This is a genomic window from Fulvimarina thalattae (assembly GCF_040239565.1).
GTDB lineage: Bacteria > Pseudomonadota > Alphaproteobacteria > Rhizobiales > Rhizobiaceae > Fulvimarina.
In genome coordinates this window covers 1-14,021 of sequence record NZ_JBEHWS010000033.1, presented here as the reverse complement: position 1 = coordinate 14,021, position 14,021 = coordinate 1, and the positions used below count along the sequence as shown (strand labels likewise).

12 protein-coding genes are annotated in these 14,021 nt (G+C 57.7%); 2 read left to right on the top strand and 10 right to left on the bottom strand.

Annotation, left to right across the window (positions count from 1 at the left end; translation table 11 throughout):
- Window positions 1–153: 153 nt before the first annotated feature.
- The 9 genes from ABRA89_RS19655 to ABRA89_RS19615 all read right to left on the bottom strand — a co-directional run bounded on the left by ABRA89_RS19655 (window position 154) and on the right by ABRA89_RS19615 (window position 10,270).
- A complete protein-coding gene (locus ABRA89_RS19655) occupies window positions 154–3,105 on the bottom strand; it encodes a glycosyltransferase (RefSeq protein ID WP_349943204.1) in 2,952 nt (983 codons plus the stop codon).
- A gap of 71 nt (window positions 3,106–3,176) precedes the next feature.
- Window positions 3,177–3,932, bottom strand: a complete 756-nt coding sequence (locus ABRA89_RS19650) for an ABC transporter ATP-binding protein (protein WP_349943202.1) — start codon at window positions 3,930–3,932, stop codon at window positions 3,177–3,179.
- Between the two features lie 4 nt (window positions 3,933–3,936).
- Entirely contained in the window at window positions 3,937–4,776 is an 840-nt protein-coding gene (locus ABRA89_RS19645; RefSeq protein WP_349943201.1) for an ABC transporter permease, read from the bottom strand.
- 96 nt (window positions 4,777–4,872) lie between these two features.
- Window positions 4,873–5,772: a glucose-1-phosphate thymidylyltransferase RfbA gene (gene rfbA / locus ABRA89_RS19640; RefSeq protein WP_349943200.1), complete on the bottom strand. Its 900-nt coding sequence runs from the start codon at window positions 5,770–5,772 to the stop codon at window positions 4,873–4,875.
- 10 nt (window positions 5,773–5,782) lie between these two features.
- Window positions 5,783–6,706, bottom strand: coding sequence for a dTDP-4-dehydrorhamnose reductase (rfbD, locus tag ABRA89_RS19635; protein ID WP_349943199.1), 924 nt, complete (start codon window positions 6,704–6,706; stop codon window positions 5,783–5,785).
- On the bottom strand, window positions 6,706–7,275 hold the full coding sequence (gene rfbC / locus ABRA89_RS19630; RefSeq protein ID WP_349943198.1) for a dTDP-4-dehydrorhamnose 3,5-epimerase: 570 nt from the start codon (window positions 7,273–7,275) through the stop codon (window positions 6,706–6,708). The genes rfbD and rfbC overlap by 1 nt, the downstream gene beginning before the upstream one ends.
- A complete protein-coding gene (gene rfbB, locus ABRA89_RS19625) occupies window positions 7,272–8,351 on the bottom strand; it encodes a dTDP-glucose 4,6-dehydratase (RefSeq protein WP_349943197.1) in 1,080 nt (359 codons plus the stop codon). Before rfbB ends, rfbC begins: the two co-directional genes overlap by 4 nt.
- A gap of 253 nt (window positions 8,352–8,604) precedes the next feature.
- Window positions 8,605–9,645, bottom strand: coding sequence for a replication initiator protein A (locus ABRA89_RS19620; protein WP_349943196.1), 1,041 nt, complete (start codon window positions 9,643–9,645; stop codon window positions 8,605–8,607).
- 334 nt (window positions 9,646–9,979) lie between these two features.
- The gene (locus ABRA89_RS19615; RefSeq protein ID WP_349943195.1) at window positions 9,980–10,270 is read right to left on the bottom strand and encodes a transposase; all 291 of its coding nucleotides are present in this window, start codon (window positions 10,268–10,270) and stop codon (window positions 9,980–9,982) included.
- Window positions 10,271–10,321: 51 nt separating this feature from the next.
- On the opposite strand from ABRA89_RS19615, the gene ABRA89_RS19610 reads away from it, so the two are divergent.
- Window positions 10,322–11,599, top strand: coding sequence for a glycosyltransferase (locus ABRA89_RS19610; RefSeq protein WP_349943193.1), 1,278 nt, complete (start codon window positions 10,322–10,324; stop codon window positions 11,597–11,599).
- A 55-nt stretch (window positions 11,600–11,654) separates the two neighbouring features.
- Entirely contained in the window at window positions 11,655–12,767 is a 1,113-nt protein-coding gene (locus tag ABRA89_RS19605; RefSeq protein WP_349943192.1) for a glycosyltransferase, read from the top strand.
- A 46-nt stretch (window positions 12,768–12,813) separates the two neighbouring features.
- Here ABRA89_RS19605 and ABRA89_RS19600 read toward each other — a convergent pair whose 3' ends face one another.
- Complete coding sequence (locus tag ABRA89_RS19600; protein WP_349943191.1) at window positions 12,814–13,797, bottom strand: rhamnan synthesis F family protein; 984 nt, start codon at window positions 13,795–13,797, stop codon at window positions 12,814–12,816.
- Window positions 13,798–14,021 lie beyond the last annotated feature (224 nt).

Genomic DNA, 14,021 nt, shown 5'->3' with positions numbered 1-14,021 from the left:
CCTCCTGCTCCTTCAAAACGCCGATGATCTGTTCTTCAGAAAAACGCTTTCGCTTCATGTCGTCCGTCCTCAATGGGGAACGGACTCTAATCCAACGTGGAGGAAAAACTCAGTGGCAGGTCACAGGTCAGACACTTGAGTGATTGTAAGCGATCATAATCGATTTTCCGGGAAGCGAAGTCGGAAGTCAGCTTCGTAATTGTTGAAGTTCGGATTGTAGAACGGGTCGGCGTCAAGGACGTCGCCCCATCGCTCTCTCATATAGCGTGCCTCGCCCATGAATCGCTTGTGCTTTTCAGGGGTCAGATCCGACCCGCGAGACGCCGATTCCAGATGATAGAGTTCGGCAAACGGGGTCCAGAGGATCCGATATCCTGCTTCGCGCACGCGCAGACAGAAGTCGACATCGTTGAAGGCGACCTTCAGGTTCTCCTCGTCCAGCCCCTCAACTTCGAAGTAGACATCGCGCCGCACCGCAAGACAGGCCGCCGTGACGCAGCCGACATCCCGTGTGATGGCATAGCTCCCAAAATAGCCAATGTCGGACCGATCGGTGAAGAGACCAAGATGGCCTGCAACACCCCGGCCACCGTCGAAATGCCCTGCTCCCAATCGGACCCCTGCATGCTGAACGCGTCCATCGGCATAAAGAAGCTTCGCACCCACACAGCCGACATCCGCGCGAACCGCATGGGATACGAGTTCCCCAAGCCAATCGGGCGAGATCACGTCGATATCGTTGTTGAGAAGAAGGAGGATCTCGCCTTGGGCTTCTTGGGCCGCGACATTGTTAAGATGGGAATAGTTGAACTCGCCAGCAACCGGAAGCACGCGGATCCTTTCATCCTTCTTCAGTTCGTCAAAAATTTTGAACGTTTCCGGCTGGTCGCTGTCGTTGTCAACGACAATGATCTCCATCCGTTTGTAGTCGGTCCGGAACAGAAGACCTTCTACGCACTGGTGCACGAGCTCTGCACGATCGCGGGTCGGAATGATGACTGAAACAAGCGGCTCGTTTGCTGGCACTGGAAACTTCACGCGGTTCCAGATCGGCACGAGTGGATTTTCCAGGACCTGCGCCGTATCGGCGTCCCCATCCTTCACACTATCGAGATGGTCCCGCAACGCCTTGCGGGATGAATCAATGCAACGCTGAAGCTCAGACTGGGAGAATGAAGCCGCATCGCTCGCTTGGCGCCAGTGGTATAGCACTTTTGGAATGTGGACGACCTTCTCGCTTCCGCATACGGCGACCGAACGAAGAGCAAGATCGTGATCCTGGCTTCCGGTAAATCCGTCGCGGAATCCGCCGACCTCTTCTAAAAGAGCACGGCGATAAACGCTAAGGTGATTGATGACATTCTGGCCTAGCAATTGATCATAGCTGAAGTCCGGCTTGAAGTACGGATCATAGCGCACACCGTGCTCGTCGATCTTGTCTTCGTCCGAGTAAAAGATGGCCGCGTCTGGGTGTTCATTCAGAGCCGCCACGATCTCAAACAAAGCATGTTCTGCGATGCGATCGTCATGATCCATGAGGGCGACCAATTCGCCCTTTGCTATGTCGAGAGCCGAATTTGATGCAAGTGCGATATGACCGTTGGTTTTTCGCGTTACGATCTTTATCCGAGGATCCTGTTTCGATAGTTCGGCGAGAACCTTTGCGACATGCTTCTTGGGAGACGCATCATCGGCGATGCAAAGCTCCCAATTCTCGTAGAGCTGCGCCCTGACAGAAGCGATCGCCTCCCGAAGCTGGTGCTCCGGCGTGTTGTAGACCGGCATGACGATAGAGATCAGAGGCTTGTTCGGCAGCTCGGCTAGGCGAGCCCGTATCATCCGGCGGTGCTCGTCACCGAGCTGATCACACGCTTCGATCCATCGCGCATAGTCCCGCCGATCATGCGGATTGGAACCCGAGGCCAGCGCATCACCATCGACGACGGCCGAAAGGGAACCCGCTACGCCGCGGGAGGCGAGCAAACCGCGAAAATGCCGAATACGAGCAGCCGTCATGTGGGGGGTCAATACCCAGTACGCTGTGCGCAACGCTCCACGACCGAGCCTACGCACTGGCCTCGGCATACCTTCCGCGATCCGGCGGATGGGTCCGGTACTGCGCCATAGGGTACTTGTCTCAATAGCGCTCACACGTTCACGCAAGCTGTTGCGTTGGTTCGTCAGATCTTCCTGAACAGCCCGCGCCTGAACGGTCTGCTCCTCGTATTCGGCACGCAGGCTGTCGAGCTTCTTATGGACGACAACGTTCTCGGCGCGGATTTGGTCGTTCTCGATACGAGAGGCGTCGAATGCGGTTCGAGACGCATCGAGTGCATTCTGGGTAACGTCCAGCGCATGCTGAACGGCGTGGAGTTCACCGCTCAAGCGGTGACGTTCCCGGTCAAGCTCAGAGTAGGAGAACTGAAGACTCAATCGCTGGCCGAGCGACTCCATTGTCCTTCTGAAACCGGCGGCATCCTCGCCCGTGAGAGCAAACAGATCGCTTAAGGCCGGCGGAACCGTGCCAAAAGCGATAACCCCGAGACCGTGATTGTGGAAGAACTCGAAGAACGGATAATCAGCTTTCAATTCGGAGAACAGTTTCCAGACCCCAAAATCGCGTTCCCGGACATTGGTGTCGTGGAACAGGACGATCGCATTATTCGTCAGCTTGCGTGTCCAGGTCTCGTAGTCTTCCTTGACATCTTCATAAAAATGCCGACCGTCAATATGCAAAAGATCAACCGAATTGTCTTCAAACTTATCGAGGGCATCGGCGAACGTCATGCGATGAATGGATGAGAAACCCGCATAGTCGGCATTCCGACGCGTGACGTCATGATAGATTTCGTCATCGTAGAAACCTGCATGCTCATCGCCGGCGAACGTATCGATCGCATGGCAGTTCGTTCCAAGACCTAGAAGCTTCACGGTCTCGCAGGCAGCGAAGTAGGAATATCCCGTATGGGTTCCAAGCTCGACGAAACGCGACGGCTTCACACGCTCGATCACCCAAGACAGGAACGGCGCATGCTCCAGCCATGCTGAGAGAACGATGTGGCGGGGGATATGAAGCGCTGCGGTAGAGATCTGCACATTGGTCATTTTGAAACTTCTCGCGAAACAGAAATGAGCTGAACGTCACCACATGGACGCGCTGGATAGAGAAATAAGTATCACACAGTCCGGGAGGAGGCGTAGCGCTCGAGCGTCTCCTCGATCGGACCGTGAAAGCGAACCTTGCCGTGCTCCATCCATAATCCTTCCGTGCACCACTGGCGCAGAAGCTCGTCAGAGTGGGACGCCATGACCAGAAGTCCTGCATTGCCGATGAACGCTTCAAGGCGCGTCTTTGCCTTGTCGATGAACGCTGCATCGCCGGCGCCGATGCCTTCGTCGATCAAGAGAATGTCGGGCGTGATTGAGGTCGACACAGCAAAGGCGAGGCGGGTGGACATGCCGCTCGAATAGGTGCGAAGCGGCATGTCGAGGAACTCGCCGAGGCCGCTCCACTCCCCGATGTCGCCAGCCCGCGACTCGATCTCCTTGCGGGAATAGCCGAGTAACATGCCGCGCAGGATGATGTTTTCCCAGCCAGTGGAATCTGGGTCCATCCCGAAGCCGATGTCGAACATGGCCGCGACGCTACCATTGACCTCGACATGCCCCTCATTGGGTTCGTAAATTCCTGCGATTGTTCTCAGAATTGTCGACTTGCCGGCTCCGTTATGGCCGATAAGTCCGATCTTCGTTCCATGCTGGAGATTGAGCGAGAGATCGTCGATGGCGCGGATGGAGACCCGGCCGCTGCCGTCCCGTGGTTTGATCTGACCGCCGGTCGCTGCAGCCATGACATTGTTCTTCAACGAGCGGCTGCCGGCATCGAAGATCGGGATGTCGACCGTGACATGGGTCAGTTCTATGGATGTCATATGTTCAGGCCCAATAGGGAATACGGCTTCGATAGCGTGCGAAGAAGCCTGTCGCGACTGCCCCAAAAAGGACCGTCATCACAATGCAGGCGAGCCAGTTCACCAGCGTACCCGTGCCGCCTAAAAGCGGATCACGGGCGATCTCGATGAAATGATAAAAGGGGTTGAGAGCAACGAACGCAACCCGCTGGGGGATCTGCTCGGAACTCCAAAGGATGGGGGTCATGAAAAAGATGACCTGCACAAAACTGATGACGATCATCGGTATGTCTCGAAAGCGGGCGCACAGAGGCCCGAGCACCATGACGAAGAAGATGCCGTTTAGGATGTAGATCCCTATGGCGGGAATGAAGAGAAGGATCGACCAGTTAATTGCGATCTCGAAGAGCACGAGGACAATCAAATAAATCAAGAAGTTATGCGCAAGATTAATTAACTGCGACCAGACGAATTGAAAAATGTAGACGCTTAAGGGCAGTCGGATCTGTCGGATCGATGCCGTAGCGCCCGAAAACACGTTGCAGGCGGCAGTGATTGTGCCGCTGATAAAGCCCCACAGAATGAACCCGACGGCGAGGAACGGTAGATAGGTTGAAATGTCCATGCCGAAGATCTGGGAATAGAGAAAGCCAAGGCTTCCGACCATGATGCCCATCGACAGGGTAAGCCAGAACGGACCGATGACTGAACGCCGATAATGCTTGCGTACGTCCCGCCAGCCCAGAAAGATCCAGAGTTCGCGCATCGCAAGACCTTGGCGGAAATCTTCCCAAGCGATCTCCAGACGACCGATGGTCGTGCGCGACTTGTCCGCTCGTGCCGATCCTCCGTTCGTTTCGGCCATTGTCATTCCAGATCTTTCCTCAGTTGTCGCCGGCGGGAGCAACGCTGCCGGTTCGGCGTCTCTGCGCTCAGCCGGCAGAGCGCGGCAAAAACACGACTATCGATCCCTAGCCACGCTATCTTCCTCGGCGGCCAGACGTTGCAGATAGCGCCCGTACTGGCTTTTTCCGAGCGTTTGTCCGAGTGTCATGAGCTGGTCTTTTTCTATCAGCCCGTTCGCATAGGCGATTTCTTCAGGACAGGCGATCTTGAAACCCTGTCGGTGTTCAAGCGTGCGGACGAACTCAGCCGCCTCTAGAAGCGAATCCGGCGTGCCCGTATCGAGCCAGGCATAGCCGCGCCCCATCAAAGCGACGTCGAGCGTGCCTTCTTCGAGATAGATGCGGTTGAGATCGGTGATCTCCAATTCGCCCCGGGGGGACGGCTTCAGCGAGCGCGCAAATTCGGGGGCCCGCCCGTCATAGAAGTAAAGTCCGGTTACGGCCCAGTTCGATTTGGGATGTTCCGGCTTTTCTTCGATCGACACCGCTTTCCTGTCCTGATCAAACGCCACGACGCCATACCGTTCGGGATCGGAGACGTGATAAGCAAACACACTTGCACCCGGTTTCGCCGTCGTGCGGGCGGCAGCCTGTTCCATCAAGTCGGTCAGGCCATGGCCATAGAAGAGATTGTCACCAAGAATTAGCGCGGACGGCTCGCCCGCTACAAACGCCTCGCCGATGATGAACGCTTGGGCCAGTCCGTCCGGGCTCGGCTGTTCCGCATAGCGAAGCGTAATACCCCAACTCGACCCGTCGCCGAGTAGTGCTTCAAAGCGTGGCAGGTCGTGGGGCGTGGAGATGATCAGAATTTCGGTGATGCCGGCCAGCATCAGGGTCGAGAGCGGATAATAGATCATCGGTTTATCATAGACCGGCAGAAGCTGTTTCGACGCGGTCAATGTCATCGGATGCAAGCGCGTACCGCTGCCTCCGGCGAGGATGATGCCCTTCATGGTCCTGGTCCTATTTCGTGCGTGTCTCTGGCGCACCAGCGGCCCCGATCAACCGGTCGAGAACCGTCTCGAGGGAGGCTTCCCAAGGCGGCAACTGGATCTGATAGCGGTCAAAAAGTCGTGCTGTCGACAAGACTGAGTTCTTCGGCCGCGCTGCCGGCGTCGGATACTGGCTCGTCGGGATCGGAAGGACCTCGGCGCTGGCGGCCCCGCGCCGCCGCGCTCCGGCAAAGATGGCACTGGCGAACTCGGCCCAACTGGTCTCACCGGTGCCGGCGAGATGGAAAGTGCCGCGGAGCAGCTCGTCCTCGGGACTGGCCTTGAGTGTGCGCGCAACCGCGAAGATGGCATCGGCGATATCGAGGGCCGAGGTCGGCGACCCGGTCTGGTCGGCAACGACATTGAGGCTGTCGCGGCCTGCGCTCGCAAGCCTCAGCATGGTCTTCACGAAGTTCTGGCCGAACGGCGAATAGACCCAGGCCGTCCGCAAGATAACATGGCGCCTTGTCGCTGCGCGCACCGCCTCTTCGCCGGCGCGTTTGGAGCGGCCATAGGCGCCGATCGGGTTCGTTGCGTCAGTCTCGACCCAAGGCCCCTTCTTCTCTCCGTCGAACACATAGTCGGTGGAGAGATGAATGACAGGAACTCCCAGTTCGCCGGCGGCCTCGGCCACGGCGCCCGCGCCCTGCCCGTTCACGGCTTCGGCGATCTCGGGCTCGCTCTCTGCCTTATCGACCGCGGTGTAGGCGGCCGCGTTCACGATGGCGTCGACATCATTGCCGGCATCCAGCACGGCTTTGACGACAGCCGCGCACGGTGCGGCGAGATCGAGCTCGGGACGGGCAAGGGTGAGGATCCCGACCCCGGCCTTGTCGGCGCGTTCGCAAAGCGCCGTTGCGACCTGGCCGTCGCGCCCGGTGACGAGAATACGCATCAGAACGGGCTCTCCAGCCCGGCAAAGGAGGGCTGCTTTCCGTCCTTGTCGGACATGATCGCCGTCTCGCGGGAAACGCCCCAATCGATGGCGAGATCTGGATCGTCGAAAGCGATGCCCTTGTCGCAATCCGGCGCGTAAGGGGCGGTCACCTTGTAGAACACCATAGTGTTTGCCGTCCTTGTGACAAAGCCGTGGGCGAACCCTTTGGGAACCAGAAGCTGCAGGCCGTTCTCGGCGCTGAGTTCCACGCCGACATGCTGTCCGTAAGTGGGCGAGCTGCGGCGCAGATCGACGGCCACGTCGAGGATCGTGCCGGCAAGAACCCGGACGAGTTTATCCTGGGCGGCGGGCGGTGTCTGGTAATGCAGGCCGCGCACGGTGCCTTCGTCGGCCGAGAAGGACTGGTTATCCTGGATGAAATCGAGGTGGATCCCGGCATCCCGCATGCGTGCGGCATTGTAGCTTTCGGTGAACCAGCCGCGCGCATCGCCGAACCGGCGCGGCTTTAGAATGAGAACGCCGTCCAGCGCCGTCGGGGTTACTTCGAGAAGGGGGGCTGCGCTCATGCCGTCACCTTGCCTTGTTCGGCTCCAAGCCCGAGCCGCTCGCCCCGGTAGTGTCCGGAGCGAATGTTCTGCCACCATTGGCGATTGGCAAGATACCATTCGACCGTTTTGCGCAGACCGGTTTCGAACGTTTCTTCCGGCCGCCAGCCGAGCTCGGCCTCGATCTTGCCGGCGTCGATCGCGTAACGGGCGTCATGGCCCGGCCGGTCCGCGACATAGGTGATTAGCCGCTCACGCGGCCCCTTATCGTCCGGCGCTATCTCGTCGAGAATGTTGCAGATCGTGCGCACCACGTCGATATTGCGCCGCTCGTTGTGGCCGCCGATCGCATAGGTCTCGCCAACGGTGCCACGCTCGGCAACGAGGATCAGGGCCGCGGCATGGTCGTCAACATAGAGCCAGTCGCGCACATTTTCTCCCTTGCCGTAGACCGGCAGGGGTTCGCCATGGAAGGCGTTCAGGATGACGAGCGGTATGAGCTTCTCGGGAAAATGATAGGGGCCGTAATTATTCGAGCAATTGGTGACGACCACAGGGAGCCCGTAGGTGTGATGCCAGGCCCGGACCAGATGGTCCGAAGAGGCCTTCGAGGCTGAATAGGGCGAGCGCGGATCATAGGCCGTGGTTTCGGTGAAATAGCCCGTTTCGCCAAGGGTCCCGAACACTTCGTCGGTCGAGATATGGTGGAACCGGAACTGCGACCGCCGCCCTTCGTCAAGGTTTCGGTAATGGTCGAGAGCCGCCTGAAGGAGTACACCGGTGCCGACAATATTGGTCTCAATGAAGGCCATCGGACCGTCGATCGACCGATCCACATGGCTTTCAGCGGCCAGATGCATGACGATGTCGGGATCGTATTCCGCCATGACGGTCTGCATCGCCTTCAGATCGCGGATGTCGGCCCGCACAAACCGGTAGCGCGCATTCTCGGCCACCGGATCGAGGCTTTCCAGATTGCCCGCATAGCTCAGGGAATCGACGACAAGAACCTCATGATCGGTCCGCTCGATCAGCCGGCGAACGACGGCCGATCCGATAAAACCGGCACCGCCGGTGACGAGAAAGCGTTTGGGCATTGTCATATCTCAAAGGCCGGGGAACATATCGTGCCGCTCGGCATCTCCATCATGTTTTGAGGCGCTGAACGCCGGCGCCGTGATGCCGCAATCCCCGCATGGTCGCAATGAACGCCGGCCTTTCCTCGCCGCGCCAAAGCCCCGTTCGCGATGTCCGGCGGGCTCATAACAGAGTTGGTTGCAAACATAAAGCATGGGATGTTCCGCAAGGGAGGCGCAGGGTTAAACAGCGCCGGGAGGCTCGAGGAGCCGCTCAAAAGGCGGGCTGGCGGTCGCTGCGTTTCTTACAGAAGCCGAGAAAAGCGGCGTCAGGGTCGCGCGGCGGGCTTTCCCTGCTTGCGGCAAAGGCCTGCCAGTCGTCGTAAAGGGCGTAGATGTTGTAACCGGGTGCAACCTGCTTGGCCTTCTCCATAGTCTCCTCTCCGACCTTCAGCGCCTTGGTCGGAAAAGTCTCGCGTGGCGCGACGGCCCGGTTGCGCATCTTACGCGAGAGGATAACCTTGCCCCCGTCGAGACGCAGATCGTAGTCCGGCACGTTCCCGTCCTCAGCGATCTCCTTCAGGAAATAACGGAACTTCTTGGCAGGCGAGTTCGACCCGACCTTGCGCTGGAGATTTTCGACCCGGATTACGAAGGGGTGGCTCTGCTCGCCTACATGCTTGCGCGCGATCTCGTAGAGGCGGCGCTCAAGAGGTCGGCGCAGGCGGAAATAGTCCGCATTGATGCTAAGGACCTCCATGCCGGTCACTGCCCGGAACGTCCAGTCTGACACGGTGATGCGTACCTTCGTCATACGTCCGAAGGGCGAAAGCGCGCCTTTATCATCCTTGCGATCGATCTCGAATGCGTTGATCAAACCAAACCCTCGGGTTTGGAGATAGTCGCCGGTGCGGATATCGGTGACCAGTGTGGTACCCCTCAGCCGGATTAGCGCTTCCTCGAAACGAGAATAACTTGCCTTCGTCGTGCGCCAATTGGTGGCGATCATCACCTCATGAGCCGTCATCTCGACGGTGGGGGAGATCTCCTTACCATGATTGAGATCGTGGACGAGTTTGGAGATGCAATAGAGCAGGATGTCCTTGTCCATGATCGTCGCGAGCCCCTTGCCGCTCGGTACGACCCGCAGCTTGGCCCCGTTGTGATCATATTCAAGCTGGCGCATGTCCGGTTTGACCGAGAGGGAAAAGACCGGGTGCTCCATCGACGCTAAATCGTCCTTGGGCGAAGCCTCGGTCACGTCGAGGATGACAAAATCCTTATTCGGATGCCGGTCCGGCAAACGGGTTCCCACTCTATCACTCCTCATCCTTCGTCCCTTTGGGAACCAAAATTCGTCTTTCTAGGAACCAGGGCCTTGTCCACTCCTAAACAAGATTCGCCCCTCTGGGAACCGGGGTTCGTCCCTCTGGGAACCGAGATTCGTCCCTCTGGGAACCAAGATTGGCTTTAAAATGCAATTGTTCCAGCTATTTCATGGTTTTAGAAAGCCAGCCCGCTGCGCGTAACACTAATAACATCATTAACAATTTTAACAGTAGCTGGATCGTGTGGAACCGAAACCGCTAAACAGTACCAAATCATCTACCCAAAATTCCAAACGGAACGGACTAGCGACTGTGTCTCTGTCAGCGGACAGGTTGCCATGATGCTCCGGTTTTGATGATCGCGTTTGCGAGGACGATAAGGCGCCTTGCGACTGCGACGATGACCACCTTATGAGGCTTGCCGTTCCATTTAAGGCGTTCGGCGAACGGTTTAAGGATTGGGTTGTGCGTTGCTGCTGCCAACGCGGCCTGAAACAGAACTCGGCGTAGAGACCGCCGTCCACCAGCAATTGCCCGCTTGCCTCGAACTATGCCGCTGTCATGGGGTACGGGTGCGAGGCCCGTCATGGCTGCCACCTCGCCTGCCGCCATACTCAATGGACGAAGGATCGGCGGTTCTTAAAAGACGTCGGTAAACAGGTTTTGAAAATACTGCTGAAACGCGAACCTTGTCTCTCCGATTATCCTGCCTTTCCGGTTCTTGAAACGAACACTCTCATTGCCCAATCGTTTCAGGCAGAAGAAAGAAAAACTGGCCAGGCCTGCCTTGGCGCAATAGAAACCCTCATCGTTTCCGTTCACGCCATCAGCAAGAGCCCTGTTACCGCTTTTATGACCTCTTCCCTTGCCATCTTCCATGATTATTTCGGGATCAAAGGCGGTGGCGAACGTCTCGCCCTCACCTTGGCCAACGCGTTCGAAGCCGATCTCTTCTACGGCTACCGCCAGCCAGAAAGCTACGAGCCGTCAATGTTTCCGGCTCATGCCGTCGATCTCGCATTACCGGCTTTTCTGCGACGCCCTGGCATAAGAGCTGCATCTCTGGCCGCCCGGTTCCGCCTTTCCCGGTCCACAGCCAATCCTTACGCGACCCGGGTCTTCAGCGGTGTCGCGGCCCCCTTCGCCGTCCCGCTCAAAAGTCGGGGCGGGAAGAACATCTATTACTGCCATACTCCGCCGCGCTTTCTTTACGACCAGAAGGACTTCTTCCTGAAGGATCAGGGCGGATCCTTCGCGAAGCGGCTGGCCCTGTCGCGCTTCGAGGCGGGGTACAGAAACGCTGTAGACCGGATGGACGTCATCGTCGCCAATTCACGCAACATTCAGGGCCGAATCTCGCACTATCTCGGCCGCGACAGTGTAGTTGTCTATCCTCCCTGCGACACTCATCGTTTTCAATATCTCAGACAGGGGGATTACTATCTTTCGACCGCCCGGGTCAGCGGATTGAAGCGGGTTGGCTCCATCGTCGAGGCGTTCTTGAACATGCCGGAGAAGCGCCTGATCGTTGCCTCAGGCGGCGAAGAACTCGCCAATGTGCGCCGGCGTGCTGCGGGCGCCCGCAATATTGAATTTTTCGGCTGGGTCAAAGAAGCAGAGCTGCAGCGCTTGGTCGGCAACGCGATCGCCACACTCTACGGACCAGTCGACGAGGATTTTGGCATCTCTCCCGTCGAGTCAATGGCCGCCGGAAAACCGGTCATCGGAGTTGCGGAAGGCGGCCTAAAAGAAACCATCCTTCACGATGAAACCGGCTTTCTGCTGCCTGCCGGCTTCAAGCCAGACGATATTGCCGCAGCCGTTACGACCCTCACACCCGAACGGGCACTTGCGATGCGCTCGGCTTGCGAGAAACAGGCTGAGCAGTTTTCCCTCGCCCGGTTCCTCGAAGGAATGCGAGCGATCATTCAACAGGACTAACCCAATTGAAGAACTTTAGAACTCGGGTCCAATTCATACCAGATCGCAGCAGCTGATGAGGGTTCTTCATTTCTTTAAGACCTACTGGCCCGACACTTTCGGCGGCGTAGAACGCACAATTTCGGCTATCGCGAGCGCAACCCGTGATCTTGGTATCGACACCAGCGTTTTGTCTCTCAGCCGGACCCCGGAAGAGGCAACTACGGTTTTCGAAGGTCATCGGGCGGTGAAGGCCCGGCTTGATCTCGAACTCGCTTCGACCGGGTTCTCGCGTGAAGTATTTTCCACCTTTTCGCGCGAGGCTGCGGAGGCAGATCTGGTGCACTACCATTTTCCTTGGCCGTTTATGGATCTGGTGCATTTCGCCGTGCGGCACGGCAAGCCAAGCCTCGTCACCTATCATTCTGATATCGTGAAACAAAGGACGCTAAAGCACGCCTACGCCCCGCTAATGAACGGGTTTCTGGACCGTGTCGACGCTATCGTAGCAACTTCCCCACCTTATCTAGAGACGAGCCCTGTCCTCCGGCGATACAGGGATAAGACTAGTATTATCGCCATTGGTCTCGACGAAAAGGCATATCCAAAACCACAGGCCGAAAGGCTTGCTAGTTGGCGTAGCCGCCAAGCGAAACCGTTCTTTCTCTTTGCAGGAGTTCTTCGCTATTACAAAGGTCTTGATGTCTTGATCCGGGCGGCTGGGCAGACCCATGCCGATATCGTCATTGTCGGTGCTGGACCGATCGAAGGCGAACTGAAGCGCCAGGCAACGGCGTTTCGCGCGCACAATCTTCATTTTGTCGGCCCTGTAGACGATGCGGACAAGATGGCGCTACACGCGCTGAGCAGTGGGTTCGTTTTTCCCTCGAACCAGCGCTCAGAGGCGTTTGGACTGGCGCTCTTGGAAGCCGCCATGATGGGTAGACCAATGATCTCGACCGAGCTCGGCACCGGAACGAGCTATGTCAATGCGCATCGCGAAACCGGGATCGTCGTCGCCCCGGACGATCCGGATGCTCTTGCCGCAGCCATGAACGAGATCCTTGCCGAGCCTCAGAAGGCCGCCCAATGGGGTCGGGCCGCCAGACAGCGCTTTTCCAATCTCTTCACGGTGAAGACGATGGGTGAGGCCTATGCGGATCTATACCGGTCACTCGTTCGGAGCTGACAGGCGATCGAAATGAAGCATTAGCGCTAGGTCGCAGGATGGGATTTTAGCGCCTGCTGCCCTGACGACGGGCCCGCAAAATCTCGAGCGTGCGCCCTACGGTCAGATGACGCACTGTGGCATAGGCGTCGAAGAGCTTCGGGTGACGCTGCCAAAAGGGTCGGAAACCCAAAATGAAAGAATTGTCCTTATGGCGCAGTTGATCAGCATTGATGGCGTGAAGCGCTGCAAGCGCGGTTTTCCCTGTTGCGCTTCTGGATCGAAGAGCTTCAAGCGCTTCTTCGGCGGTCGCAAGATAACCGCGCTGTTCTGCGACATGGGCGAACAGGCGTTCGGCTGCATGAGCAGGCGTCCCATCAAGTTCGCCATTTTCCTTTGTGAAGAGAGGCTCGAGATCGGCTTTGGCGAAGGGCGCGATCGCATCTTGGCGGAACCAGAACATGGTTCCTGCCGCAAACGTACCTTTGCCGAGCTCTCTCAAAGGAACAGTGCTGTTCGTCTTGGCCATGATCCGTTTCAGATGGGTCCGGTTGAGGACGAGTCGGTTTGCCAGCGGCATCAGATGATGTTTCGGAGCCACGAGACCGATCTGCGGAATCACCTCCATGGCATTCAAGGCAATCAGTCCCTGTTCATTCCGCCGCAGAAGCGAGCCGAGAAGATGGCGCCGCCAGAGATGGCCGTCGCTGCGGTGTAAAGATCGTTTCGTATGGAGCTTCAGCCCAAACTCGAAGTCCTGGCCGATTGCCCGAAACGCCGTCAAAAACGGTAGAACATCGCGACCGCGGTTTTCCGTCGTGATCCGGGTCCAGGCGATAAGGTGCTTCGTCTGGGGAGGCGCAAGCACCATTTCATCATGGGGCGACGTTAGAACCAGCGCGAAAGGGTGATCTACTGCCTCTGCGAGATCGGACGCGATCTCGCTCCAGACGTCCGCGTGAAAGACATGGACAAAGACAATAAGGCGGGCCTTGAGGTTGGAAGGAGCGGTTAGAGATAGCACAAACAGTCTCGTCTTGTTTAATTCCAATAGGTCAGAAAACCGACGTCCCCGCGGTAATTGAAATGCACTCCATTTCGCCGGACAGTTGGCGGTTGGGTTTAAGCACTGAGGCGGATGAACTCCGAGCTATGGTTGGATCTGGGTGATGGGGCCGATCAGGCGGCGCGTTGATTGGCTTCGGGGATGACGGCGACGCCGTCGGTGAATTTGACGCCTGCGATGAGCATCGACAAGCGATTTTCGCCCTTCAG

Bases quoted from the DNA above. Each gene is read 5' to 3' on its own strand.
- ABRA89_RS19655 (WP_349943204.1), bottom strand. From the start codon at position 3,105: ATGACCAATGTGCAGATCTCTACCGCAGCGCTTCATATCCCCCGCCAC.
- ABRA89_RS19650 (WP_349943202.1), bottom strand. From the start codon at position 3,932: ATGACATCCATAGAACTGACCCATGTCACGGTCGACATCCCGATCTTC.
- ABRA89_RS19645 (WP_349943201.1), bottom strand. From the start codon at position 4,776: ATGGCCGAAACGAACGGAGGATCGGCACGAGCGGACAAGTCGCGCACG.
- rfbA (WP_349943200.1), bottom strand. From the start codon at position 5,772: ATGAAGGGCATCATCCTCGCCGGAGGCAGCGGTACGCGCTTGCATCCG.
- rfbD (WP_349943199.1), bottom strand. From the start codon at position 6,706: ATGCGTATTCTCGTCACCGGGCGCGACGGCCAGGTCGCAACGGCGCTT.
- rfbC (WP_349943198.1), bottom strand. From the start codon at position 7,275: ATGAGCGCAGCCCCCCTTCTCGAAGTAACCCCGACGGCGCTGGACGGC.
- rfbB (WP_349943197.1), bottom strand. From the start codon at position 8,351: ATGCCCAAACGCTTTCTCGTCACCGGCGGTGCCGGTTTTATCGGATCG.
- ABRA89_RS19615 (WP_349943195.1), bottom strand. From the start codon at position 10,270: ATGGCGGCAGGCGAGGTGGCAGCCATGACGGGCCTCGCACCCGTACCC.
- ABRA89_RS19605 (WP_349943192.1), top strand. From the start codon at position 11,655: ATGAGGGTTCTTCATTTCTTTAAGACCTACTGGCCCGACACTTTCGGC.